Source organism: Pseudomonas sp. IT-P294, from assembly GCF_949767865.1.
Lineage (GTDB): Bacteria > Pseudomonadota > Gammaproteobacteria > Pseudomonadales > Pseudomonadaceae > Aquipseudomonas.
This window is the reverse complement of sequence record NZ_CATKQW010000033.1, coordinates 477,856-503,159: the sequence shown is the minus strand read 5'-3', so window position 1 is coordinate 503,159 and position 25,304 is coordinate 477,856. Positions and strand designations below refer to the sequence as shown.

Annotated in this window: 26 protein-coding genes; 9 read left to right on the top strand and 17 right to left on the bottom strand. The window is 56.7% G+C overall.

Going from position 1 to position 25,304, the window contains the following annotated elements; genetic code table 11:
• Positions 1-92: 92 nt before the first annotated feature.
• The gene (gene galE / locus ACM6I0_RS21295; protein WP_414923170.1) at positions 93-1,115 is read right to left on the bottom strand and encodes a UDP-glucose 4-epimerase GalE; all 1,023 of its coding nucleotides are present in this window, start codon (positions 1,113-1,115) and stop codon (positions 93-95) included.
• Positions 1,116-1,426: 311 nt separating this feature from the next.
• Here galE and galU point away from each other — a divergent pair, with 311 nt between their 5' ends.
• Both galU and ACM6I0_RS21285 read left to right on the top strand, forming a co-directional pair.
• The gene (galU, locus tag ACM6I0_RS21290; protein ID WP_222585489.1) at positions 1,427-2,260 is read left to right on the top strand and encodes a UTP--glucose-1-phosphate uridylyltransferase GalU; all 834 of its coding nucleotides are present in this window, start codon (positions 1,427-1,429) and stop codon (positions 2,258-2,260) included.
• A gap of 54 nt (positions 2,261-2,314) precedes the next feature.
• Positions 2,315-2,680 (top strand): mannose-1-phosphate guanylyltransferase, encoded by a 366-nt coding sequence (locus tag ACM6I0_RS21285; protein ID WP_285435716.1) that lies wholly within the window; start codon positions 2,315-2,317, stop codon positions 2,678-2,680.
• Positions 2,681-2,683: 3 nt separating this feature from the next.
• Here ACM6I0_RS21285 and ACM6I0_RS21280 read toward each other — a convergent pair whose 3' ends face one another.
• From ACM6I0_RS21280 to ACM6I0_RS21245, 8 genes are all read right to left on the bottom strand, one after another.
• A complete protein-coding gene (locus ACM6I0_RS21280) occupies positions 2,684-3,829 on the bottom strand; it encodes an SGNH/GDSL hydrolase family protein (protein ID WP_285435717.1) in 1,146 nt (381 codons plus the stop codon).
• A 39-nt stretch (positions 3,830-3,868) separates the two neighbouring features.
• Positions 3,869-4,906, bottom strand: coding sequence for an acyltransferase family protein (locus ACM6I0_RS21275; RefSeq protein WP_285435719.1), 1,038 nt, complete (start codon positions 4,904-4,906; stop codon positions 3,869-3,871).
• Between the two features lie 12 nt (positions 4,907-4,918).
• Positions 4,919-6,022: a hypothetical protein gene (locus ACM6I0_RS21270; RefSeq protein WP_414923169.1), complete on the bottom strand. Its 1,104-nt coding sequence runs from the start codon at positions 6,020-6,022 to the stop codon at positions 4,919-4,921.
• Positions 6,022-7,242: a polysaccharide biosynthesis C-terminal domain-containing protein gene (locus tag ACM6I0_RS21265; protein WP_285435723.1), complete on the bottom strand. Its 1,221-nt coding sequence runs from the start codon at positions 7,240-7,242 to the stop codon at positions 6,022-6,024. The genes ACM6I0_RS21270 and ACM6I0_RS21265 overlap by 1 nt, the downstream gene beginning before the upstream one ends.
• A complete protein-coding gene (locus tag ACM6I0_RS21260; protein ID WP_285435806.1) occupies positions 7,239-8,351 on the bottom strand; it encodes a polysaccharide pyruvyl transferase family protein in 1,113 nt (370 codons plus the stop codon). Before ACM6I0_RS21260 ends, ACM6I0_RS21265 begins: the two co-directional genes overlap by 4 nt.
• A gap of 15 nt (positions 8,352-8,366) precedes the next feature.
• Positions 8,367-9,449, bottom strand: coding sequence for a glycosyltransferase (locus ACM6I0_RS21255; RefSeq protein WP_350310397.1), 1,083 nt, complete (start codon positions 9,447-9,449; stop codon positions 8,367-8,369).
• 102 nt (positions 9,450-9,551) lie between these two features.
• Positions 9,552-11,780 carry a polysaccharide biosynthesis tyrosine autokinase gene (locus tag ACM6I0_RS21250; RefSeq protein ID WP_285435726.1) on the bottom strand — a complete coding sequence of 743 codons (2,229 nt, stop codon included), beginning with the start codon at positions 11,778-11,780 and terminating at the stop codon, positions 9,552-9,554.
• A gap of 44 nt (positions 11,781-11,824) precedes the next feature.
• Entirely contained in the window at positions 11,825-12,262 is a 438-nt protein-coding gene (locus tag ACM6I0_RS21245; protein ID WP_285435728.1) for a low molecular weight protein-tyrosine-phosphatase, read from the bottom strand.
• 316 nt (positions 12,263-12,578) lie between these two features.
• On the opposite strand from ACM6I0_RS21245, the gene ACM6I0_RS21240 reads away from it, so the two are divergent.
• Positions 12,579-13,547, top strand: a complete 969-nt coding sequence (locus tag ACM6I0_RS21240; protein ID WP_285435730.1) for a glycosyl hydrolase family 5 — start codon at positions 12,579-12,581, stop codon at positions 13,545-13,547.
• Between the two features lie 16 nt (positions 13,548-13,563).
• Here the strand turns inward: ACM6I0_RS21240 and ACM6I0_RS21235 are convergent, their stop codons facing one another.
• Positions 13,564-13,971: a hypothetical protein gene (locus ACM6I0_RS21235; RefSeq protein WP_414923168.1), complete on the bottom strand. Its 408-nt coding sequence runs from the start codon at positions 13,969-13,971 to the stop codon at positions 13,564-13,566.
• 318 nt (positions 13,972-14,289) lie between these two features.
• On the opposite strand from ACM6I0_RS21235, the gene tal reads away from it, so the two are divergent.
• Complete coding sequence (gene tal, locus ACM6I0_RS21230) at positions 14,290-15,216, top strand: transaldolase (RefSeq protein WP_090182140.1); 927 nt, start codon at positions 14,290-14,292, stop codon at positions 15,214-15,216.
• A gap of 110 nt (positions 15,217-15,326) precedes the next feature.
• Here tal and rssC read toward each other — a convergent pair whose 3' ends face one another.
• Complete coding sequence (gene rssC / locus ACM6I0_RS21225) at positions 15,327-15,809, bottom strand: anti-sigma factor antagonist RssC (RefSeq protein WP_090182139.1); 483 nt, start codon at positions 15,807-15,809, stop codon at positions 15,327-15,329.
• On the bottom strand, positions 15,809-16,990 hold the full coding sequence (rssB, locus tag ACM6I0_RS21220) for a two-component system response regulator RssB (RefSeq protein ID WP_090182138.1): 1,182 nt from the start codon (positions 16,988-16,990) through the stop codon (positions 15,809-15,811). Before rssB ends, rssC begins: the two co-directional genes overlap by 1 nt.
• Positions 16,991-17,265: 275 nt before the next feature.
• Between rssB and ACM6I0_RS21215 the strand changes: the two genes are divergently transcribed.
• Complete coding sequence (locus ACM6I0_RS21215) at positions 17,266-17,565, top strand: PilZ domain-containing protein (RefSeq protein ID WP_285435734.1); 300 nt, start codon at positions 17,266-17,268, stop codon at positions 17,563-17,565.
• 57 nt (positions 17,566-17,622) lie between these two features.
• Here ACM6I0_RS21215 and ACM6I0_RS21210 read toward each other — a convergent pair whose 3' ends face one another.
• Positions 17,623-18,312 carry a VacJ family lipoprotein gene (locus tag ACM6I0_RS21210; RefSeq protein ID WP_285435735.1) on the bottom strand — a complete coding sequence of 230 codons (690 nt, stop codon included), beginning with the start codon at positions 18,310-18,312 and terminating at the stop codon, positions 17,623-17,625.
• 200 nt (positions 18,313-18,512) lie between these two features.
• Here ACM6I0_RS21210 and ACM6I0_RS21205 point away from each other — a divergent pair, with 200 nt between their 5' ends.
• Both ACM6I0_RS21205 and ACM6I0_RS21200 read left to right on the top strand, forming a co-directional pair.
• Entirely contained in the window at positions 18,513-19,130 is a 618-nt protein-coding gene (locus ACM6I0_RS21205) for an HAD family phosphatase (protein ID WP_414923167.1), read from the top strand.
• A gap of 109 nt (positions 19,131-19,239) precedes the next feature.
• On the top strand, positions 19,240-19,503 hold the full coding sequence (locus ACM6I0_RS21200) for a DUF4404 family protein (protein WP_285435739.1): 264 nt from the start codon (positions 19,240-19,242) through the stop codon (positions 19,501-19,503).
• A gap of 78 nt (positions 19,504-19,581) precedes the next feature.
• On the opposite strand, the gene queF is transcribed toward ACM6I0_RS21200, so the two are convergent.
• Entirely contained in the window at positions 19,582-20,412 is an 831-nt protein-coding gene (gene queF, locus ACM6I0_RS21195) for an NADPH-dependent 7-cyano-7-deazaguanine reductase QueF (protein WP_414923166.1), read from the bottom strand.
• 61 nt (positions 20,413-20,473) lie between these two features.
• Positions 20,474-20,998, bottom strand: a complete 525-nt coding sequence (locus ACM6I0_RS21190) for a cupredoxin family protein (protein WP_285435742.1) — start codon at positions 20,996-20,998, stop codon at positions 20,474-20,476.
• 155 nt (positions 20,999-21,153) lie between these two features.
• Between ACM6I0_RS21190 and ACM6I0_RS21185 the strand changes: the two genes are divergently transcribed.
• Both ACM6I0_RS21185 and ACM6I0_RS21180 read left to right on the top strand, forming a co-directional pair.
• Positions 21,154-21,834, top strand: a complete 681-nt coding sequence (locus tag ACM6I0_RS21185; protein WP_285435744.1) for a heavy metal response regulator transcription factor — start codon at positions 21,154-21,156, stop codon at positions 21,832-21,834.
• On the top strand, positions 21,834-23,183 hold the full coding sequence (locus ACM6I0_RS21180) for a heavy metal sensor histidine kinase (RefSeq protein WP_414923165.1): 1,350 nt from the start codon (positions 21,834-21,836) through the stop codon (positions 23,181-23,183). Before ACM6I0_RS21185 ends, ACM6I0_RS21180 begins: the two co-directional genes overlap by 1 nt.
• A gap of 122 nt (positions 23,184-23,305) precedes the next feature.
• Here the strand turns inward: ACM6I0_RS21180 and ACM6I0_RS21175 are convergent, their stop codons facing one another.
• Positions 23,306-24,550, bottom strand: a complete 1,245-nt coding sequence (locus tag ACM6I0_RS21175; protein ID WP_285435746.1) for a lipoprotein-releasing ABC transporter permease subunit — start codon at positions 24,548-24,550, stop codon at positions 23,306-23,308.
• 66 nt (positions 24,551-24,616) lie between these two features.
• A complete protein-coding gene (lolD, locus tag ACM6I0_RS21170) occupies positions 24,617-25,300 on the bottom strand; it encodes a lipoprotein-releasing ABC transporter ATP-binding protein LolD (RefSeq protein ID WP_167362278.1) in 684 nt (227 codons plus the stop codon).
• Between the last annotated feature and the right edge of the window lie 4 nt (positions 25,301-25,304).

The following is a 25,304-nucleotide window of genomic DNA, read 5'->3' as shown; positions in this document are numbered from 1 at the left end:
TGTGCTGTTTCCAGTCAATTTTCCCGACCTTAATTAACATCGCCGCCGGATATAACAGTTGGGCGAAAAACACTCCGTTGAAAGCACGCCCATCAGCCTTGATTGAGGTATCCCTTGGGGTGGTTCGATTGCCAGCGCCAGGTGTCCGTCATCATTTCCTGCAAACTGCGCGTGGCCTTCCAACCGAGTTCCTTCTGCGCCTTGGAGGAATCAGCCCAACACTCGGCGATATCGCCCGAGCGGCGCGGCATCACGCGATAAGGCACCGACCGCCCCGAAGCCTGCTCGAATGCACGAACGACTTGCAGCACGCTGTAACCGTCGCCGGTGCCGAGGTTCCAGACATTGATTCCGCTACGCGTCGAGATCGATTGCAGTGCCTTGAGATGCCCGTCCGCCAGGTCCACCACATGAATGTAGTCGCGCACGCCAGTGCCATCGACCGTGGGGTAATCGTCGCCGAATATCGACAGTTCCTGCAGGCTGCCGACGGCGACCTGACTGATGTAAGGCACCAGGTTATTGGGAATCCCACTGGGATCTTCACCCATATGCCCGCTCGCGTGAGCGCCGATCGGATTGAAGTAACGCAACAGCGCGATGCTCCATTTCGGCTCTGCCGTGCACAGGTCACGCAATACGTTTTCGATGATCAGCTTGGATTGCCCGTAAGGATTGGTGGGCGTGCCCGTGGGGAAATCCTCGCGAATCGGCATCTGCTCAGGCGCGCCGTACACCGTGGCCGACGAGCTGAACACCAGCCGGAACACACCGGCCGCGGCCATCGCCTGGCACAGCGTGATGCTTCCGCAGACGTTGGTTTCGTAATATTCAAGAGGCTTGCGCACGCTCTCGCCGACCGCCTTGAGGCCGGCGAAATGCAGGACGGCATCAATGGCATGCTGCTGAAAAATCCGGTCCAGCAAGGGCCTGTCGCACACGTCCCCGTGAATCATTAACGCGGATTTCCCGCAGATGGCTTCTACCGCATGCAGCGCGGCGTCAGAGCTGTTGCACAGGTTGTCCAGCACGACCACTTCGAAGCCCGCTTCAAGCAGCGCAAGTGTGGTGTGAGAACCGATATAACCGGTTCCACCCGTTACCAGAATCTTCATAGAGCGGTCCATAGTGGGGGTATTTAAGTGTTCAACTGTCCGGTGCCAGGTCTATAACTCCCGGCACACATCACACAGCGACGCCCACTACTAATTAGCACCTCACCCGAACTAACACTATTAACCGACACCGACTAAAACTAACTAAACTCGCACCGGCCAGACAACTAATAACATTTCCAAAGTTACAAGCGTGCCACTAATTGCCATGAGTCCACCGCTGGGGTATTAAAGTGCAAACGCTGTAATACATCGATATTCACAGTCCCGTCTTTCGTGTTCTGTGAACAATGACTTTCCAGGATATATCTATGATTCGTAAATGCTTGTTCCCCGCCGCCGGCTATGGCACGCGCTTCTTGCCTGCTACTAAAGCAATGCCAAAGGAAATGCTGCCGATCGTCAACAAGCCTTTAATTCAATACGCCGTGGAAGAAGCACGAGATGCCGGCTTGCAGCACATGGCAATTGTGACTGGCCGGGGCAAACGTGCACTGGAAGACCATTTCGATATCAGCTATGAACTGGAACACCAGATTCGCGGCACCGAAAAAGAAAAGTTTCTGGCCGGCACCCGCGAGTTGATTGAAACCTGCACCTTCGCCTATACCCGCCAAGTCGAAATGAAAGGCCTGGGGCACGCGATTCTCAGCGGTCGCCCCTTGATCGGCGATGAACCATTTGCCGTGGTGCTGGCCGATGACTTGTGCCTGAACCTGCAAGGCGACGGCGTCCTGGCGCAGATGATTCAGCTCTACAAAAAATTCCGCTGCTCGATCGTGGCCATTCAAGAAGTCCCCCATGACCAGACGCACAAGTACGGCGTCATTGCCGGCGAACTGATTTCCGAAGGGATCTACCGGGTCAACAGCATGGTCGAGAAACCGGCCCCTGAGGATGCGCCCTCCAACCTGGCAATCATCGGCCGCTACATTCTGACCCCGGACATCTTCGACCTGATCGCCGACACGCAACCTGGCAAGGGCGGCGAAATCCAGATCACCGACGCACTGATGAAGCAGGCGCAAAATGGCTGTGTGCTGGCCTACAAGTTCAAAGGCCTGCGCTTTGATTGCGGTGGCGCGGAAGGCTATATCGACGCGACCAATTTTTGCTATGAGCAGCTGTACCTCAACGGCCTTTAAGCAACGCTCACCCTGCGCATCCGACATCAAACCCCTTCATCCAGGCAGGCCACTATGACCACCGCAAAACGCTCGGCAGACATCGAACCGAAGGCGAGCAACTTCGCAGTGATGGCCTGGCTGGGCACCAGCCTGCTGGTGGAGCGCATCGGGGTGTTTCCCTCGTCGGGCGATCTCCTTCGCCCGGTCAAGGCGCTGCGTCCCCTGCTCGCTCACCTGAAGAGCCTGTACGTTCAACAGGCGCTGGACATCGAGGAGCACAACGGACTGAAAATGATATTCAACGACTGGCGATTCCGGGTTCGCCCCCATGACAGCGGCCCGGTTGTCGTGATCACGGTTGAGACACGCTGCGATGCTGATCTGATGCCGCTGAAAACCGCAGAGTTGCTGGGTCATCTGGAGCATTTTGAGCGGTGACGATTATTTCAACCCGGCACCGCAACCCTGCTCACCGACCCCATCGACGATCAGTCGATAGAGATGATCGGCAATCAGCCGGCCGCCCGTACCGGGAATGGGATGGATCTTGTCCGGGCCGATCATCGGGGTCGGCCCGTCACTGGCATAGCGTTTGAAGTCGGGACCGAATGCACACTGCAAACTCAAAAACGTGATGGTTTGCGAACGCGCCCAGGGTTCCAGCACCCGGGCATAATCCGCCATCGGATAGGCACTGGATCGCGTGGTGTCCTGACGCAGGATCACGTCGATGCTCGCCGCTGGATGGATCTCGCGAATCATCCGCACCAGCCCTTTGATGTTCTCCAGATAATCCTGGGGCTTTACGCCAAACCCCTGATCGTTACCACCCAACATGATCAGGTAAACGTCCGCCGGTATCTTTGAAACGACTGCCTTCCACTGGGTTTGCCACTGGCTGTCGTCTTTATAAAAGTCAGCGGATGTGGCGCCGGAAGCGGCGAGCTTTGAGACCCTGACGCCGCCGCGATTATTGGCCAACCACAAACCGAACAACGTCGGCGCACCCTTCACCACTTCGAGTCTTAACGCCCAATCCGCGCTGGCGGGGACGCTCAGTTGCACTTCCTGTACCCCGGAACCCGCCATCTTCAACGCCTGCCAAGGGTCTGAAGGTGCCCACCGATAGCGCAACTCATTGGTTTTGCCGTCGCCCAGATAGAGCAATCTGGCCTGGGCAATGGACGTATCGATGACGGCCGTTTGACTGGAATCCACCTCAAGCCACGCCCCTACCTGGCCGGTCACAGTGCGGCTGTCCGGGCTCGCTTGGCCAAGCCTGGAAACGTCCCAATCACCACTGAAAAACTTCTCGCTGCTGCGGGTGTATTTGACGTTGGTACCGCCGAGCGCGCCGCCGTGGTTGAACCCGACATACCCGGGCCCGGCGAAACCGAAATCCTTGGCCAACCGCTGAGTCAGGCTGTTCAGATAAAAGTCCTGCCCGGCGCTGTAGCTGTCGCCAATCACTGAGATGTCCAGCACCTCCCCGGCTTTACCCTTGCCCAGCGCGGCAAATCGCTCACTTGAACTGCGCACCTCGACAACCGGAGCCGGCACGGGACGCACATCATCGACATAGGCCATTGACTCATCCCTCCTATCAAATCACCCGCTGAACACTGCTCAGGATTGAGAGACTTTCAGCTCGGGTATTGGCGTCTTTTTACCGCTCGCGCGCTCACCCAGAAACAGCACGGACGTCAGGGCGAAACGACTGAACATATTCGACAGCAGCACCGGCCCCAACAGCCCGCAGAGCACACCGCCGATGACCAGGAGGCTTTCGTCCGTAATGCCCAGTCGACCGAACGCGAACCGTGAACTGGCTGCAAACAACACGTGAAACAGGAAGATCGCGTAAGAATATCCACCCAGCCAGATCAGTGCTTTTGAACGCATGTCACTCGACAACAGCGCCACGCAGGACGTACAGCCGACAAGTAATCCGACAAGGCTTCTGCGATCGACGATCAATTCGCGGTCCACGGCTGCAATGTAGAGCAATGCGATGGAGATCAACACAAACACGACCGGCCCGATCACTTTGAGCGATTGCTTTATCACCGCGACTTTCTCGTGGCAGATCATTCCCGTGACGAAAAACGGCAGCAAATAGAACGCGCCATTAATGCCAAACGCATCGATCGAGAAAGGCGGCAACAAGAACGCCACCGCTGAAAACAGCAACAACAGGTACAGCCGCGTCATCGTCTGCAACAGACCACGCCACTGAAGAAAACCGACAAACATGAAAATGATGAACACCGCCTGCAAAAACCAAAAATGGTTAACCGGCACATAAAACGACAACAAGGCCTGGAATAACCCGACGTCCTTGTTCACACCCGGCGCCACAGCCTGCAACACCGAAAATGGAACACCGACAAAAAACAACGGCACGATCAACCGTCTCACCTTGCCTGTGCAGTAAGCGGAAAAGTCATTGCCCCTGATTTTGTAGATGGAATAGATGTAGCCCGATATAAAGGTAAATAGCGGCATCCTGACGTACACCATCGAGTCAGCCAGCACTCGAAACGGCGACCCCAGGTCTATTTTCAATCCGCCCCCCAGCGGCCCGATCACGTGATAGAGCACCAACAACAAACACGCCAGGCCTCTGAGGGTTTCTATTTCCAGCGACTTCTTCTTGCTTTGCATACAGCACAAACCTCAGTTCAAGACCCGTGATTCAACCGGCTCGGGTTTTCTTGCGCGCAACTGCAGCCCCAGCCCCAGAAAGAGCACCGGCACCACCATGGAGAAATGCCGCGCGAACGAACCGAAGTCAGGCTCGAACAAGCCCTGCACCAATAAAAACGATAGAGGGATCGCAACCAGCTCTTTGACTTTCGGTTCGATGATCGAGCCCTTGAAATGACTCGCCGTCATCATTTTGAAGATCAACAACGAGGTCATCATCATCAGCACGACAAAGATGATCTGGCCAAGGCCAGACAGCAGGATCAACTCCACCGGGAACGACAACCTGAAGAAGATGCTCATCGAATCCACGGCCTGGGAAACGAAGTCACCGCCGCTGAGCCACGACACAATCAATGACTTCGAGCCCTCCTCCCCCAGGGTCCGCTGTTCGTTGTTACTGGCGCGAATGGACGACACCGAATAGCCGACCAGCAGTTGAATCGCGGTGGCAATCACCAGGTAGAACATGAACAACATCACGAAAAAGCTGAAGCGCGACACACGCTTCTTCATCACGCAGACACCGACCCAGACCAACGAAAACAATATCCAATAGGGCCGAATCAACACGCCATAGAACAGTGCAGAAAGAAAAAAGCCCGCCCGGTATCGCTTCGAAAAAGAAAAAAACAGGATGGCGATGACCGCCACCGACACGATGATTTCCTTGGTCAGGTTATCCAGAAAAAACGACCTGACCACGCCCCACAGGCACAGGGTGAGAAAGATCGTCAGCGGTATTCTTCTGAAGATAAAGATCGGAATAGACGTCAGGAACAAGTTGCACAACATGCCGTAAGCCCACGCGTTATCCAGGTTGATCCCGGTGGGACGCAACAGGTACGCGGAACATTCGTAGGAAGAGCGGTCTGGCGAAAACGGATTCCAGAAGTTGCAGTTGTCCGAGCGAACGTAGGACGTCCACAAGGTCATCGCATCAGGACCCGGATCGCGGTGCATCAACAGCGGCATCGCAATGGACAGGAAAAGACCGCAAAACAGAATCAGGAATGAAATGGACGAATCCAGTTTTCTGCCGCGAAACTCGATGGAAGGCAGGGATAACGCCATTACACAGTCCCCTTCGTCCGGGCAAACCGAGTCAGCAATGCAATGACGACCAGTTGCACCGTAATCGAAAAGACATTGCCCCACGCCGCGCCATAGATTGAATAGTGCTTGATCAACACGTAGCTGACGGGCAGCGAAATCACCAGGCAGATCGCCGCACTGGCCAATGACACCCGACTGTTCTTGGAGGCAATAAGGCCTCCCCAAACGATGTCGCCAATGGCGCGAAGCGCAAACGAAAAAATCAGGATCGCCAAAATCCTGTTGTCCGGTCGCGGGACTGCTGCATCGACATAATCCAGCAGGATGTTGAAAAAGGCATAGATCGCCACCGCCACAGCGCCGCAAACCAACAGGGAACGCAGCACCCATTGATTGAGGAACAACTGCCGAACCGTCAGCGCCTGTGGATTATTCTTGTAGCGCTTGGCGAGCACGGGAATGCCGACGACAGCAACCACCGCGTAGGACAGCGCTTGTAAAGTGTTGGCGGCGGACCAGGAATACACGTACTTGCCGAGGCTGGCGTAGGGTTCAATGTCCAGAATCAGAAAGCGCTCGGCGTATTGGCTCAACGCGATCAAACCACCGCCCAGGTAAAAAGGCAGCCCGGCTTTCCAGACGGACACCGTGGTGACGGTACTGACCTCCCGCTCCCGGTGAACGTTAACCACAATGAAGTAGCCGGCCAGGATCACCAGCACGTTGGTGACCACCCACAACCACAGCACGCTGGCGATGGAGGACACGACGCCCGTCATGAGTCCGCCCACGGCAATGAGCGCCCAGAGCCCGGTTTTTATGAAGAACAGCAACGCGCCCCAGTTGGCTTTTTGTGCGGAAAAAACAAACGAATTGATTTCGAAGGACAGATGCTCGGTGAGCAATAACAGCGTCACGCACGCGATCAACGCAGCACTCGCTTCGACATCGCCGATCAGTGAGTAAAGCGTGACTGTCGCCACCGACAACAACAGACCCACCGCCAGGTACAGGATCAGCACCTTGTCGACGACACTTCGCGAACTGCCGCCGACGCTGATCAGCCGGTTGATCTCGGAACTGAACCCGACGCTGTAAAACTTCGAGGCTATCAGTGAGGCTGCGACCACGACGCCGTAAAAGCCCAATGCGTCATAGCCCAGATAATGAGTAATGGCCAACACCAGCAAAAACTTGGCACCGAGGGCGCCGCCCCGCAGCAACAGCCGGAATATCATCGAACAATCCCTTTGATGATAGTGTCCATCTGCAGCGTTTTGGCTTCGATTTCCTTACAGGTGTCCGTGAGTCTTTTGCCGAATCGGGTCAGCGCATTCGGCGCATAAACAGTGTCGATGATGGTGTCGACGTTGATGTCCGCACCGTTGATCACCCAGTCTTCCACGCCCATGTCTTCATAGGCGCCAAAGCCTTTGCGCTCATAGCTGATATGGAACGCCGGTACGCCGGCCAGCAGCGACTCGATGGCGCCATGCAGTCTTACGGAAATGACCAGGTCGGGCTGATATTTGGCCAGCGTCGCCTTCAACGGCAGCAGGTCCTCGGTAATACCGAGTTCACGATAAAACGCTCCGTCATCGTTGCCGCGCACCGCGCTTTGCACCGCGCACACCACTTTGCTCTTGGCCCGCAATCGCTGCAGAAGAAGTTTCAGATTGGCCACGTAGCCGACTTTCTTGTCTTTGCTCCATTGCGGCGGTTTGCGTAACACCACGCAAACCACGGCCGGCGACGCTGCACAGCGAGTGAACTTGGGTTGAAGCAGGATCTTCTTGGCCAACGCCTGGACCGCCAGATCCGGCGCGCGATACACGTTTTCATGGGCCGCAAAAATGGCTGAAGAACGGTTGTCGCGGACAAACACTGCATCGGCGCTGGCGTAGTGCTCTACGATCTTGCTGCTCTGGCCATGGAACGGACCGATACTTTGCGGCAGGTAAACCGACGGCACCTTGCTCAAGATGGCTGTTTCGAGTTGCTTGGCATGCCCCAGTTTCAGCTTGATATGTTCAAAGGCACTTTTGGAGCGCATGTACCCACCGCCGACCCCGACAATCAAATCACAGGTGCTCAACAGATCAGCCAGCGCGGTGTAAGACTGGTTGAGAAACACGGCTTCCTTGACCCGGCCAAATCCTTTAGCCGCCATGACAGGCGCGTCATAGCGCTTATAGGGAAGATAACTAAATGATTGGGGGTCCGACGCAACTACGTTGATTAAAGTGTCAGGCCCGAAATTTCGCAGCACCAAGGCAATTGCCAAATCCACGAGAAGGCCATCGCCCGAGTTGGACGCACTGTAGCCATGCAGAATAGTTACGTTCATCATCTTGATTTCTACTTAATAGGTTTGAGCGGAATACACGTCGTAGGTTTGCTGAATCATCAAGGTCGCACTGAACCGCTCGCGCACTTTCTTGCGGCTTTCGGTCCCGAGTTCGAACAATTTTTGCTTTTTGATGTTCAGTAGAATGTTGGCCAGCGCCTGGTAATCGCCCGTCGAAAACAAGTAGCCGGTGATGTTGTCCGTCACCAGTTCGGGCAGCGAGGTGCAGTCACTGGCAATCACCGGCACGCCCATGGCCATGCCTTCAAGCGGCACCATGGCAAAGCCTTCCCAACGACTGGGAACAATCAAGGCATCGGCGGTTTTATACAGCTCGTTGACTTCCGCAGGCGTCACCCAAGGCAGGTATTCCACGGCATCGATGGCTGGGCACTCGACGGACTCTTCATTGACAGCACTGCCCACAACCGTAAGCCGCAAGTCTGTTCGCTCGACTTCAGCAAACGCCTTCAGCAGGACATCGAAGCCCTTCTGATAGTCGAGTCGACCCACGAACAACAGCTGAATGTCCGTGCTCTCGCCTGACTTGTTCTCTTCGCTTTTGTAATGAATACCGTTGTAGATCAGCTTCATCCGGTGCCGGTCGATACCGAACGAGGCCGCCTTATCCATTTCGTACTGGCTGACACAGATAATGACGTCGGTGACTTTCTGCAAAAGCCGCTCGACCAACGAATACACTTTCTGTTTGACCGCAGAGCTCTCCATCAAGAAAGAAAACGCATGCGGGCAGTAGATGATTTTGGGTGCGCGCCATGGACGCATGAGCAGACAGACACACCGGCCAATCACCCCGGAAAAAGTGCTGTGCAGGTGCACGACATCAGGCTTTTCCTTGAAGATCACCCGGAACAGTTGCCAGGCAAACCGCAGGAGGGAGATCACATCCCGCTTGTTCCTAGAGAAGGTTCTGATGTCTTTCTCATCAATACCGTGCAGTTCTTTTTTCTGATCGAACGGGATCAGATACACCAACTCATATTGACGAGCGTCGCCCTCGGGGGGCGTCGATATCGTACGAATGACTGTTGCCACTCCGCCTTTAATCGTTTCGGCCACGTGCAGTATTTTTTTCACAATCTACCCATCTCCATGATCGTAGTCGCAGGCGATAAAGTGCTGAGCGCGGGTATGTTTCACCCCACGCTCGGTTCAATTACCTGGCAGATAGAAATCGCGTCACGCCTTGTCAGAGGCGTATTCATAGTTGTAATAGCCATCGCTGCTATTACCGTAATAACTGGACGCCCGTTTCTCGACGCCATTGAAAATGGCGCCCTTCAACTCGATGCCGTTTTGAGCAAACCGGCGCATGGTCAGCTCGATCTCTTTGGCCGGATTAACGCCAAAGCGCGTCACGATCAGATTGATGGCCGCTTCACGTCCGACAATGGCCGCATCGGTAACAGCCAAAAGCGGCGGAGTGTCGATGATGACCACATCGTAGCGTTCGCTGAGTTCCACCATCAGCTCTCGGAAGTTGGCATGCATCAGCAGTTCCGAGGGATTAGGCGGTACTTGGCCACGACTGATGAAGTGCAGGTTTTCGACCTCGAGTTTATTGATCGCCTGGTCCAGGCTGCAGCGTTTGACCAACAGGTCCGACAAGCCATTGTTGATCGGGGTCGCCAACGTCTTGTGCAAATGACCTTTACGCATGTCGGCATCGATCAGGATGACTCGCTGCCCGCTTTGAGCCATGACAGCCGCGAGGTTAGAGGAGACAAATGTCTTGCCGACCTGAGGGCTCGGGCCAGAAATCATGATGCGGTTGTTGGTCGCGTCCAGCCCCGCAAAATGCAAACAGGTGCGCAGGCTGCGTATCGATTCGATGGACAAATCGGTGGGGTTGCGCAGCGCCAATAGAAAGCCATGATTGGGGCTACTGTCGCCCAGCCGGAGTTTCTTAGTGTCCTCTTCCTGCTGCAACGCGCTGTACGGAATAGAGGCGTAAACAGGCAGCCCAAGTTGCTCGATGGCTTCGGGCCCTTCAAGTCCGCGGCTCAGCGATTTGCGTACCAACACCAGGGCGACGCCGACAAACGCGCCCAGGAAAGTCGCAATAAGCACGATCAGGGCTTTACGTGGTTTGACCGGGGTGGTGATGTCGACATCCGCCGTATCAATGAGCCGCGCATTGCCGACCGCACCGGCCCTCACGATGTCCAGCTCCTGGGATTTGTTCAGAAGTTGGGTGTAGATCTGGGTCGCCACTTCGACATCACGGGTGAGGTTCAACAACTCTTGCTGTGTCGCCGGCAGATCCTGAACCTTCTTCTCCAGTCCACGGCGCTGGCTGTTCAAATCGCCCATCTGAGCCATCAAGGCGCGGTAAGCCGGGTGCTCGCGGGTGAATTTGCGATCAAGGTCGGCTTGCTGCAGCTTTAAATCCGAGAGGCGCGTATCCAGCACCACAATCTGCTCCAGGACAGACTTGGTCTCCAGGGAGATATTCACGGTGTTGCCGCGAGTCTGATAGCTGTTGAGCGCGTTGCTGGCTTTGACCAGATCGTCTTTGACTTGAGGAAGTTGTGCCTGCAAAAATTCCAGGCTCTGAGCCGCCTCGGCAGACGTGCGCTGCACGTTCTGCTGCACGTACAGGGTCGATATCTTGTTGAGTATCTTCACCGCCAGGGCGTAGTCGGTGCTGGCCAGGCCCAGGCTGATGATGCCCGACTCCTTACCTTGCTCGGAGACATCCAGGGCGTCCTGATAACTTTGGATGGTGACGATGCGAGGATTGCGAACCACCTCGAATTTCGTCCCCGGGTTGGCGGCCATACCCGTTACGAGCACTTCGACGCCATTCTCCGCGACGGCAACACCTGCGGCACCGCTGACCAACAAGCCACCGTTGTCATCAAACAGCTGGAATCGGTTTTGCTCACCGGCAACTAGCATCAGCTTCTTGCCCAACAACTCATCGGGCAGTTTGAGCTGTTCGATTTCAAGGCGCTCACCGCCCCAGGCATAACTGCTCATCCCAAAGCGTGCAGGTGACACCGGTTGATCAGGAGCGCTTTTATAACGACGCGCCAGAAAGCCACCTACCACGGGAAAGGTGTTGGGCGTGACCACAATATCCAGGCGCAGATCATCGACCGTTTTACCGATGACCGCGCGGGACTTTATGATGCCAATCTCGGTAGCCGCCGGCGATTGCCCACCCAGCATGCTGCTGATATCCGAGAAGCCCAGCATGTCGTTCTTTTTCGGCTCGACCTGTACCAGCGCGTTCGCCAGATACACGGGCGGCGATAACACCGAATACGCGGCACCGGTCACCATGAACGCACCGGTGATAGCACCTATTAACCATTTATGGTCAATCAATGTGCCGAGTAAACCGAGAAGATCAATCTCGTCTCTATCTTTATCCCGGGTGCTGATTACTGACGGTAACTGCATAAGGTCTATTCTTTTACCAATATTGCTAATCTGAAAATCATCCATCAACGTCCGAGGCGCTGCGCCCATGAGCAAACAGCCTCTTCAATCAATGCATGGGCATGGACAAAAGCAGCTTTTCCCTGACGATATGGATCCTTTATTTCGCGCTCACGCTGCCACTTCCCCAAAAGAAACACTTTGCCTCTGGCATGTGATGCAATATCGAGCACGCGTTTTACATGCTCTTTTTCCATGACCAGAATAAGGTCTGATTCATTAACGATGGCCGCTGTTATCTGCCGTGCTTTGAAGTTCGGCGCATCGCGCCCATGTTCTTCCAGTACCGAAAGTGCATCGGGCTCCATAGACTCGCCCACCCGCGCGCCAAGGCCCGCAGAGGTCACTGAAATTGAAGGTTCCAGCGCATTGCGCAGCAACATTTCGGCTGTGGGACTTCGGCAAATATTGCCGACGCAAACGACAAGAATTTTTTTGAACAAGGCTACTCTTCCCGTTGTAGTGTCGAATCGGCCAATGTGCAGCGGGAGTTGAGTGAACCCATAAGATCGTCCCGCAGTCAGCGCTGGATCCATCATGAAATTACAAGTGTATTAAATACCACGACCCACAAAAGACGCCCAACCAGAATAACTGGACCAAAAATAACAACAGCATGTCCGCGATTATTTATCCGACAAAAAATAACAACAGCGTGTTTTAAGCAATCGATTAATGGGATGGCTGTATTGACGAGTCGATGGTACTTTCATTCAACTAACACCGGGACGATACACTTGATTACCAGGAAACCTGCCAATGACCTTGACGCGCTTTCGATTGATGACAACTTCCGTGCTCTTTCTATGCGCCGCCAGTCCTGCTTACGCCGGGCAGCCATTTGCAGTGCTGGCGAAAGACGACAAGACAATAGGCGTTCAAGTCAAAATCCAGAACTTCACCGCTAACGATGCTCAACAGATCAAAGCCTCGGGATTTGGGTTCGTGCGCTTTGGCGTATGGACCAACAGCTTGGGCACCCCGTCGTATCAACAGCAGATCAGCGAAGCCTTCGCCGCCGCCAAAACCGCTGATCTGCCGGTATTGATGACCGTGCGCTCAACCAAACCCTTGACCAGTACGACAAACAGCAGTGACAGTGATCTCGCCGCGGCAGGTGAGGCATTCGCCCGCTCGGTCATCAGCCTGGACAACGCATACCGCACCCAGCTTGTCGCCATCGAAATATGGAATGAACCGGACTTGCCGAAGTATTGGCCGACTCAAGACTTCGAAGTAACGTTTGTGCCCTTCATGAACGCCGTGTGCAACGGGCTGCAAAAACGCGACACTTCAACCCCGCTGATCGGCTTTGGATTTGCAAAGGCACCTGCCCAGGGCTCCAAGGCTACCGTCGCACTGAACAAAATCATCAATGACCACCCGCAGTGCCTGAGCGCGGTGTCCTATCACCCCTACGGCATGTCGAGCGCGCAAATCAGCGATGCTCAAGCCTTCATACTCGATAACTTTCATCTGCCGGGTGTCATCAGCGAATGGGGCGTGCCATCGCTCAGCTCCATCGGCGGTACCACCGGGCAAGCCTCGCGAATCAGCCAGTTCATCAGCGACACCCAAAAACTGAACATACCGCTGACATCCATCTACGAATGGAAAAACAGCGATTCTGGAGGCAATGATCGCGAGAGAAGTTTTGGGATCTTGTCATCGGACGGGACTTCAAAACCTGCGGGAACGGCGGTCAAGTCGCTATTAAAATCACACTAGCCAATCTATGCCCCTTCTATTGGAGAGGGGCTTCTTTGTCCAACTGCGAATAACGCTCGATGTCCATCGCCAGCGATGCCTCCACCAGCGCATCAAACAGAACGATTTGCGCTTGGAAACGCGGGGCTTGCTTGAGCGTCTGCGCGTCGTTCATTTGCTCGATCAACACATGGGAGACCTGGATGGATGTGCTGGATTCCACGCGCTTCAGCCAGAAGGGAATGTGGGCTGCGCCTTTGATGCTCGCCATCTCCAGCAAACCCTGCATATTGTCCGGGTGGTGTTTCCTGGAAACCTCCATCAACGCTTCAAAAACGTCGGTCAGTTTTCTCAAGACATAACCCAGAATAAGGCGATCGACGACCTCCACACTGACGCACGCTTGTTGCTCCTGTGAAGCCATGTTCCGATCCACTGCATCCATTTATCAGCAGCACATTACACGGCATCCGCACCTCTCTATTTGACATCTTATAACGTCTGCACCTGACCCTTTTTAACCGCGACAGAGGCTCAAATTCAGGCATGGAAGTGGACGCACCGGCGTTGACCGAGCGATGCCAACGGTCAATCGCTTTGAACCTGTGTCGTGTTTTGGCATCGTATTATCACTACCGTGCCCCGCCTTTCAAACATCCGTTTTCCGGTTGTTGCCGCCGGGACCCATCGATACATACATGCGCCCTTGAGTGGCTGTCAGCGCTCGGGTAATGTCATTAGACCCATAGGACAGAGCACGCCCATGACTTCCAAGCTGGAACAACTCAAACAAATGACTACCGTGGTTGCCGACACCGGCGACTTCGAAGCTATCGCTCGCGTTAAACCCGTGGACGCTACCACCAACCCTTCCCTGCTGCTCAAAGCCGCGGCCATTTCCGGTTATGCCGAGTTGCTGAACGCCTGCGTTCACGACTGCAAAGGTGATGTGGGCCTGGCCAGCGACCGTTTTGGCGTTGCCGTCGGCCAGGAAATCCTGAAGGTCATACCGGGTCGCATTTCCACCGAAGTGGATGCTCGCTTGTCGTTCGACACTGACGCCGTATTGAAGCGCGCGCACCGTCTGATCGAGTTGTATGACAAAGCCGGCATTGGCCGCGACCGCGTGCTGATCAAGATCGCTTCCACTTGGGAAGGCATCCGCGCTGCCGAGATCCTGGAAAAAGAAGGCATCCAGACCAACCTGACGCTGTTGTTCTCGTTTGCCCAGGCTGCCGCGTGTGCCGATGCAGGCGTGTTCCTGATTTCGCCCTTTGTCGGTCGTATCTACGACTGGTACAAGAAAGCCAACGGCAACGACTACACCGGCGCGGATGATCCGGGCGTGCAGTCGGTAACGCGCATCTACAACTACTACAAGGCCAACGACTACAAGACCGTGGTCATGGGCGCCAGCTTCCGCAACTTGAATCAAATCGAGCAGTTGGCCGGGTGCGATCGCCTGACCATCAGTCCGGACCTGCTGGAGAAACTGGCGGCCGACACCGGCAAGCTGGAGCGCAAACTGGCGCCGGGTCATGCCGGTGAAGCGCGCTTGAGCTTGAACGAAGCGCAGTTCCGCTGGTTGTCCAACGAAGATGCGATGGCGACCGAGAAGTTGGCTGAAGGTATTCGTCAGTTCGCTCGCGACCAGGAAAAACTCGAAGCATTGCTGCAAGCCAAGCTCTGATCCAGCAAGGCAAACGCAAAAAGGGCGAACCTTGACGGGTTCGCCCTTTTTTATGCGTTGATTTTGGGGCTGTCGCGCAGCCTTGGGGGAGCTTGCTCCCTCACCAGACGTCAGTGGCGCTCGAGCGCGTTCACCAGGTCATGGAACGCTTCACGATTGGAGTCGTTCAGTCCCATGAGGATCTTGTGCGCTTCCAGCACTTTGATTCGCACCACTTCTTCGGACTGGTCCTGATCCGGCAAGTCGGTCAGGCACTCAGGGCACGGAATCGGGCGGTCAACAATGTTGAACACTTGCTCGAAGCCCATGGACTCCAGCAGACGCGTGATGTCTTCGTGGGTGGTGACGACGGTCGGCAGCAGGCCGACCTTTTGCCGCGACAGGATCGACAATTTGGCCAGCAGGCCAAGGGTGGTGCTGTCTATGCTGCGGGTTTCGGTCAGGTCGATCACGATCGCGTTGAAGTTCAACGCCGTGAAGATCCGATCAATAGTCGCATCCAACGCCGAACACAGGGTCAGGCGAACTTCACCGACGAACTTCAGGACAAAGGTGCCGTCCTGCTCGGCGAACTGGATTCTACCGGTACTCATTAAAGATTCCTGCTCAACACCAACAGGGCGATATCATCCGGCATCTCCCCTAGCGTGGCCAATCCAAAAACCTGCCGCAGACCATCCAGGCTGCCGCCCGCTGCCTTGACCCGTTGGGGCAAAGCCGCTTCTTTTTCTTTGAGTGTCGGTTCTGGCAAAAGGTCCAAAATGCCATCGGACATCAGCGTCAGGCTGAACGTCGGCGGCAGTTCCAGTACGTGGTCTTCGTAGGTAGCTTCATTGAAGAGGCCCACCGGCAGGCCACGCCCTTCCAGATAACGAACACTGTCTGGCGTGTACAACACTGGCAACGGCAAATGACCACCGATGCTATAGGTCAACAAACCTGTCTCCTCGTCGATGACTCCACCGACCATTGTGACGTGTTTACCCAGCTTACAACTGATCAGGCCCCGGTTGATATGACCAAGAACCTCTGAAGGCTTGAATTCCGGCAACGTACCGCTGCGCTTGGACTCGAAAAGCAAGCGCGTGGTCATGAATTTCAGCAGCACAGTGACGAAGGCTGAAGAGGCGCCATGACCGGAAACGTCCGCCAGGTAGAAGGCTACCCGACGCTCGTCGACCCGAAAGTAGTCAACGAAATCACCCGACAGGTACAGCGACGGGATGATCTGGTGAGCAAACTGGAACTCATCGATGGTCCAGGGGCTGACCGGCAGCATGTTCATCTGCACCTGGCGACCGGCGTTCTGGTCTTCCTGGAGCAGGTTCAGGCTGGCGGCGAGCTCACGGTTGGCTTTTTCCAGCTTCTCGCGGTAACGCTGGTTTTCCACCAGCAAGCGTGCGCGATCCAGGGCTCGGCGCACAGAGTGCTCGAGCACAGCCAGATCTTCGAGAGGCTTGATCAGGTAATCCGCCGCGCCCAGGCGCAAGGCCTCGACCGCGTCGTTCATCACCCCGGCGCCCGACACCACGATCACCGGGGTTTGCGGTGACCGCTCGGTGACCTGACGAATGAGTTCGAGACCGCCCATCTGTGGCATGCGCAGATCGCAGATGACCAAATCGGGCTTGTCTTGCTCGAATACCTGAAGACCCTGCTGGCCGTTACTGGCCTGCAGGACACTGAAACCACTGTCTTCCAAGTAGGCCGCGAGGCTCGCGCGCACTACTTCGTCATCATCGATTATCAGCAGCGTGGCACTGGTTTTTGGCATGTGGGCAAACGGCGCCAGAATTAGGTTGGCGTAGCAGGCGGGGCTGTGGCCCGGCTCACACTACTGGATTCGCTTTCTAGCCTCTCTGTCGCACCATTTTCGAGCATCCGCCCTACTCACAGGTCCACCAGAGGTGCCCTTCTAAGGCGCAGACGGTACTCCCATCCGCGGGGCGTTTCAAGCTCACGCCGATGGTCGCTTGACGACTTTACTTGTCAAATCACCGGGAGTTATAAGAACAGGCAAATCCGTAACCCAATGGAAGGATGGAGCCCATGCGTAAAACCGATCGGGACTACAGCGAAAAGCGCGATTTCATCCGCATGCGGGTCGATGCCGATGTGTCGCTGATTCATGAAGGCGATGAGGTGCCAGCCGTCTGCATCGACCTTTCCAGCAGCGGCATGCAGGTCGAGGCGCCGCGTTTGTTCAAGGTCGGAGACCGGCTCAGCGTGCGTATCGATTCCGATCATGCGGCGCTCAAAGGGCTTGAGGCCGACACTGAGGTGGTGTGGGTGAAGGAACAGGACGGGGGCAGTCAGAAACTCGGGCTTACAATCTTGAAGATGAAATAACCCCCAAACGTAAAGAAGGCGGCCAATTGGCCGCCTTCTTCGTTTTACCGGTCGAGATCAAAAATCGTCTACGACCTTGCCGTCTTTGACTTTGAATTCGCGGTTCTGCAAATACGCATTGCGAATGAAGGTGTATTTGTCGCCGGTGATCAACTTCTCGCTCGACAGCAGACTGGCGCGGGTGTCGACAATGTTCAGACCGAAGACCGAGTTACGCACAGGCACATCGTTGATGTACGGGTATGGGCCGGTGTAGTTGTCGACGACCTTGGATGGTGCATCACGCAACGTGCTTGGACCCAACAGCGGCAGCATTACGTATGGACCGCTGCCCACGCCCCAATACCCCAGGGTCTGGCCGAAGTCTTCGTCGCTGCGATTGAGGCCCATTTTGGTGCCCACATCGAAGAAGCCCAGCAGGCCAAAGGTGGTGTTGAAGATCAGGCGAGCCGTGTCGACGCCGGCGGCGGCTGGTTTGGCCTGCAAAATGTTGTTGGCAAGGTTGGTGACATCACCCACGTTGCGGAACATGTTGTGGATGCCGTCTTCCAGAAACCGTGGCGTCACGAACTCATAGCCCTGCGCGATGGGCTTGAGTGCGTACGTATCGACGAAATCGTTGAACTGGTAGATCGGACGGTTGACGCTTTCCCAAGGGTCTTCTTCCGTAGCAGCCTGGGCAACAAACGGAACCAGCATTACGCTGGCACACACACAAAACTGAGCTAGCTGATTGCTCCAGCGCATAGAAAAACTCCTTGGATTGTACTGGCACGGGCGCATGAGCCCAGGCGTTAAGCTGGTCAGTATAAGACGTAAACACCGATTTAGGCAGCCTCACCGTGACAGGCTACAGTTGATTCCTCTGGATCGAGAGCGGTTCACCTCTCTGTCACGCAACTGTAATGGACGACACCTAGCCTTGTAGCTATTTCAGGGACGTTGATATGCCGCACGCCAACACCTTGCCCCTCGCTGTACCCAGCCTGACCGCCGTGTTGTTCGGCCTCAGCGGTTGCCTGGTGGATTTCGGTGCCCGGACGCGCCACGGCAACCCCGCCGCCGAGCATGCAGAGACCACGCCCGGCGCGCTGGACAGCCTGCGCAGCTTGCAGCGTCAGCAGATTCCGTGTGCCTGGCTCGACGAATTGCCCCCCGCCCTCTCCCACTCGCTGGCCGCGGCCCTGCCTTCCTGGATCAAATCTTCGCAACACCTCGCAACGCACGCTCCCTGGCCAGCACCGAACGCTTGCTGGCATGCCCTGATGGCGTTGAACGTCGGGCAACTGGATGGCTGCGTGCTGGTCAGTGGCGAACCGCGCTTGTTGCAGTCAGGCCTGAATGCCGGGTTGTGGACCATCGGCCTGGCCTCCTGCGGCTCGCTCTGCGGTCTGGCACCCACTGAATGGCTCGCCTTGAGCCCGAAGGAGCGCGAACACCTGCGCGGCCAGGCGACGATGCAACTGTTCAGCCTCGGCGTGCACTCGGTGATCGATCACCTGGGCGAACTCGACACCTGCCTGGCGGATATCAGCCTGCGTCGGCTCAAGGGCGAAAAGCCCTGACTGAGATCATGCAGGTTGCGCGCGAGTGGATTAATCTAAAGGTCAGCCATAGACCTTTGGCCTCCTGCTGCGGTCTATGCCAGTGCCTATCGATAAAAGGAAGAACGCCATGCCTGCCCGCGAACTGCAAGAACAGCTCAACACTCTGCGCGAGCAACTGGAACAGAATCCACCGCTAACGGAAGCCGAGCGCGCCGACCTGCACGCGCTGATGCAGCAGATCGAACTCGAACTTGAGCTCGAAACCAAAACCCAGGACTCCAGCCTCGCCGATGGTGTGAACCTGGCCGTCGAACGCTTCGAACTCGAACACCCCGTCATTGCCGGCACCTTGCGCAGCATCGCGCAAACCCTGGGTAATATCGGAATCTGAATCCCGCAGATGCAAAAAAGCCCCGCTATCGCTAGCGGGGCTTTTTAATGTCTTCGATTTGAAATGCAATCCCTGGGTTTACTGGCGCACCAAGCGATGGTTCGGCAGTTGCACGTCTTCAGTACTGCGATACGGGTTGATGTCCAACCCACCGCGCCGCACATACCGCGCATACACGGTCAATTTCTCGGGTTTCAGCAAGCGCTGCAGATCGAGGAAAATCCGCTCCACGCACTGCTCATGGAAGTCTGAGTGCTGGCGGAAGCTCACGATGTATTCCAGCAGACTCGCGTGATCCAGCGCCGCGCCACGGTACTCCACCGCCACGCTGCCCCAGTCCGGCTGACTGGTCACCGGGCAATTGGACTTGAGCAGATGACTGTGCACTCTCTCTTCCACAATGCGCGATGGATCGCAGCGCAGCAGCTCGGGGCGCGGGTGCTCGTAATTGCTGACGCTGATCTCCAGATCGTCAATGCACTCACCCGGCAGCGCCACGACACCTTCGGCTTCAACCTCCTTTAGGCTGCGAATTCTCACGCCCACCGGTTTGCCGGCAGCCGCCGACAGGTCTTTCACCAAGGTGGCTTCAAGGGTGGCGGTATCGGCGAACGGCGTCTGGTTCAAGGAGTTCAGGTACAGCTTGAACGACTTCGATTCGATGATGTTTGGCGAATCAGCTGGAATGCTGAATTCACCGATCGCCACCACGGGTTTGCCGGACAGCAGCAGCCAGGACAGCTCGAAGCAGTTCCAGAAATCCACGCCCTTATACGGCAGGGTTTCAGCGGTCAGGCCCAGCTCCGCCCATTTCGCGGTGCGCGGGATCGGAAACAGCAAAGACGGCGTGTAAGTGGCGATGTATTCGCTGGATTTGCCCAGCGGCGAGTGTTCGGCTGCGGGATGCATGGCGGAAACCTGACTGAAGAATCAGCGGATTCTACCAGCCTTTGCTCCCGCCTTTGAGTGCTTACTGACTGACAGTCACCTTGCCGACCATACCGGCCTGATAGTGACCTGGAATATTGCAGGCAAATTCCAGGTTGGTGGCCTTGGTGAAGGTCCAGGTCAGCTCGGCTGTTTTGCCCGGTTCGACGAGGACGCTATTGGGATCGTCGTGTTTCATCATGCCATGGTCCATGCCCGCCATCGAACCGTGGTCCATTTCCTTCATACCGGTCGGCGTGAGCATGCCGCTCTGCTGCATCTTCAACATTTCCTGTTGGTGCCTGGCATGCATCGCCGCGTCGCCGAGGTTGAATTCGTGCAACAGCTGGCCTTTGTTCACCAGGACAAAACGCACCGTCTCACCGGCCTTGATATCGATGGCCTTGGGGGTGAAAGACATGTCGCCCATTATCACCTCGACACTGCGGGTCGCCTTGGACGCCGGGGCCGGTTCACCGAAATCGTAGGTCGACGCAGGCGAGGCCCATACCGGCGAGCTCAGCGCCAGCAAACAAGCGGCCAGCAGCAGCGGTTTGCGCAAAAACATAGTCGTACTCCAACAAGATAAGGTTCAGCCTGTGGAAAACTCTAAACTGCTACCACTGCCCGCAAGCTGACAGCCAGATTACAACTTTGTCAGGTTGACCTGTACTAACGCTGCCCACGGTATAAAGCGTTCGTTCCACTTGCCTTGAGTTGCCCATGAAACTGCTGATTGTCGAAGACCAACCGAAAACCGGCCACTACCTGCGCCAAGGCCTGACCGAGGCCGGGTTCAACACGGAACTGGTGGCCGACGGCAACACCGGACAGCAATTGGCGTTGAGCGGCGACTACGCGCTGTTGATTCTCGACGTGATGCTGCCCGGGCGCGATGGCTGGCAGATTCTGCAAGCCGTGCGCGGTGCCGGTCTCGATACACCGGTACTTTTTCTGACTGCGCGGGACGCGGTGGAGGACAGAGTCCACGGCCTCGAACTGGGCGCCGACGACTATCTGGTCAAGCCTTTCGCCTTCTCCGAGTTGCTGGCCCGGGTCCGCAGCCTGCTGCGCCGTGGCAGCGCTTCGCCTCAGGAAACCAGCCTGCAACTGGCCGACTTGCGCCTCGACCTGATCCGGCGCCGGGTAGAGCGCAACGGTCAGCGCATCGACTTGACCGCCAAAGAGTTCGCCCTGCTGGAAATGCTCCTGCGACGCCAGGGCGAAGTGCTGCCCAAATCGCTGATCGCCTCTCAGGTCTGGGACATGAATTTCGACAGCGACACCAATGTCATCGAAGTCGCGATCCGTCGTTTGCGCCTGAAGATCGACGATGAATTCCCCAACAAGCTGATTCACACCGTGCGCGGCATGGGTTACGTCCTTGAAGAGCGCCCTGCCTGATGCGCCGTCTTTCTTTAAGCAGCCGCCTCGCGCTGTTGTTTGCCGCATGCACCGCCGTGGTTTCATTGTTCGCCGGGGTGTTGTTCAGTCGCGCCAGCGAGGCGCACTTCGTTGAACTGGACCAGCAGTTGCTGGATGGCAAACTGATTGGTCTGCGCCGGGCGCTTCACGACATTCAATCGAGTGAAAGTGAAATCAGGCTGGCCGATGAATTGAGCCGACAAGCCGATCTGTCGCTGCGGATCACGGGCAGCGACGGCAAGCGCTGGTACGACAGCTCGACAGGTTTGCTCGAGGATTTGCCGCATCAGCCAGGATTGTCGACGGTCAGCGACGAAGGCACGGACTATCGCGTATTGAATGCCCCGCTGTATCTCGACAAGCCCGACTCGCCACAACTGACCCTGCTGTTGGACATCACCCATCACCAACATTTTTTACAGCGCATGCAGCGCCTGATCTGGCTGACCGTGGGGTTGTCGGCGCTGGCCACGGCGTTGCTCGGTGCATGGGCGGCGCGTAGTGGGTTGCGGCCGTTGCGCAGGATGAGTGCGATTGCCAGCGGCGTTTCGGCGCAGTCGCTGAATGCCCGGCTACCCGAAGAGAATATGCCCTCAGAACTCACGGATCTGGCCCACAGTTTTAACGCCATGCTCGGACGCCTTGACGACTCCTTTCAACGGCTCTCGGCGTTTTCCGCTGACATCGCCCATGAACTGCGCACCCCGTTGTCGAACTTGCTGACCCACACCCAGGTCACCCTCACCCGCCCGCGCGCCCTGGAGGATTACCGCGAAGCGCTGCACAGCAACCTCGAAGAGCTGCAATGGATGGCGCAACTGGTCAACGACATGCTGTACCTGGCCAAGGCTGACCATGGATTGCTGACGCCTAATCGAGAGCCATTGGAGCTGGCAGAGGAAGTGGATGTGTTGCTGGAGTACTTTGCGCCGCTGGCCGAAGACGCTCATGTGGCGCTGAGTCGCGAAGGAAGCGCGCGCATGGAGGGAGACCGAAACATGTTGCGTCGGGCACTTTCCAACCTGCTGGATAACGCGTTGCGCTTCACCCCCGCCGATGGCGAGATTCGGGTGCTGATTGCCGATCAGCTCAACGGTTTGAGCCTGACGATCGAGAACAGCGGAGATGGTATTGACCAGGCGTTGCTGCCGCGCTTGTTCGATCGCTTCTACCGCGCTGATCCGGCGCGCCAGGAAGGCAGTAGCGAACATGCGGGATTGGGGCTGGCGATCACCCAGTCAATCATCCGTGCCCATGGCGGGCAGATTCATTGTGAGTCGGATGAGGGATGGACGCGGTTTGTGATTGAGTTGCCGAAGGGGGATTGAGACCAGCAGGCCTGGCCTCTTCGCGGGCAAGCCCGCTCCCACAAGGTCCGGAGTCGTTCACAAGTTTGTGGCTCTTCTCGGTCACTGTGGGAGCGGGCTTGCCCGCGATGAGGTCTGACAGATTACGAATACCGCAACGCGGTAGCCGGTTCGACTTTCGCCGCCCGCCACGCCGGATAAACCGTCGCCAAAAAGCTCATGATGAAACCGGCGGAGCAGATCAACAAGACATCCCCGCCCTGCAGTTCCGAAGGCAGATTGCTGACGAAATACACATCCGAACTGAAGATGTGCTGCCCGCTCACCCGCTCCATCCAGCCCACCAGTTCACTGACGTTCAGCGCCGCAATCACACCCAGCACGCCGCCAATCAAGGTGCCGACAATCCCGATCACCGTGCCCTGCACCATGAAGATCGCCATGATCTCCCGGGGTGTGGCACCGATGGTGCGCAGGATCGCGATGTCCGCGCCCTTGTCGTTCACCACCATGATCAGGGTTGCAATGATGTTGAACGCGGCCACGGCAACGATCATCAGCAACAGCAGACCGATCATGGTTTTTTCCATCTTCATCGCACTGAACAGGCTGCCCTGGGTATGGGTCCAGTCGTCAGCCTTGTAAGCAGTGCCCAGTGCGCCGGCAATATCGCTGGAGACCTTCGGCGCGGCGTACAAATCCTTCACCGCCAGGCGCACGCTCTGCACCTGATTCGGCTGCCAATGCTGCATCTGCGCGGCATCGGCCATGTGGATCAACGCCATCGACCCGTCCAGTTCGGCGCCCACCTTGAACACACCGACCACGTTCAACCGCTGCATGCGCGGGGTGATGCCACCCGGCGCGGTGCTGACTTCCGGCACGATCAAGGTGATCTTGTCGCCAACATTCAAACGGAAACGCCGCGCGGTGATCTCGCCGATCACCACGCCGAATTCACCCGGCTTCAAGGCCTCGAGACTGCCCTGCACAATGTGCTTGGCAACAATTGATACCTTGCCTTCCAGCGCGGGATCGACGCCACTGACCTGGATCGGCTGCATCGTTCCCTTATAGGAGAGCATGCCTTCCATTTCAGTGAACGGCACGGCGGCGGTGACTTCCGGGTTTTTCATCGCGGCGGCGGCCACTGGCTGCCAATCGTCAATCGGATTGACGCCGACGATGGTCGCGTGCGGCACCATGCCGAGGATGCGTGAGCTCATTTCGCGCTGGAAGCCGTTCATTACCGACAGCACCACGATCATCGCCAGCACGCCAAGGGCGAGGCCGATCATCGAGGTCATCGAGATGAAGGAAACGAAGCGATTGCGGCGCTTGGCGCGGGTATAGCGCATGCCGATAAAGATCGATAACGGTCTGAACATTCGCTGGGGCACCGTATAAAAATAAAAGACCCGACGCACCGTTCAGTAACGTCGGGTTTCGTCCAGTCAGATGGGGGTCAGGCAACCTTCCTGCAAATGCAGGACGCGGTCCATCTGGCGGGCCAGGTTCATGTCGTGAGTCACCACCAGGAACGCCGTGCGCATCGAGGTGCTGAGTTCCAGCATCAAATCCTGAATGCCCTGGGCGGTGTGGGAGTCGAGGTTGCCGGTCGGCTCGTCGAGCATCACCAGGCCCGGCTTGTTCACCAGGGCACGGGCGATGGCCACGCGCTGACGTTCGCCGCCGGACAATTCGGACGGCTTGTGTTCCAGGCGATGGCCCAGCCCTACCCGCTCCAGCAATGCCGTCGCCCGCTGACGCGCCTCCGGGATCGCGGTCTTGCCGATCAGCAGCGGCATGCAGACGTTTTCCAGTGCGGTGAATTCCGGCAGCAAGTGGTGAAACTGGTAAACGAAACCCAGCGACCGGTTGCGCAACAGACCGCGTTTTTTCTCGCTCAGGGCCGACAGTTCTTCGCCGTCGAGCCAGACGCTACCCTTGGTTGGCGTGTCGAGACCGCCCAACAGGTTAAGCAAAGTGCTTTTGCCCGAGCCGGAGGTGCCGACAATCGCCACGCGCTCACCCGGATGCAGTTCCAGTTGCAGCCCTGCCAGAACTTCTACCGACTCCGGGCCTTCCTCGTAGGATTTGCCCAGGTTGCGGCAGCTCAAGATTGCTTTATCACTCATGCCC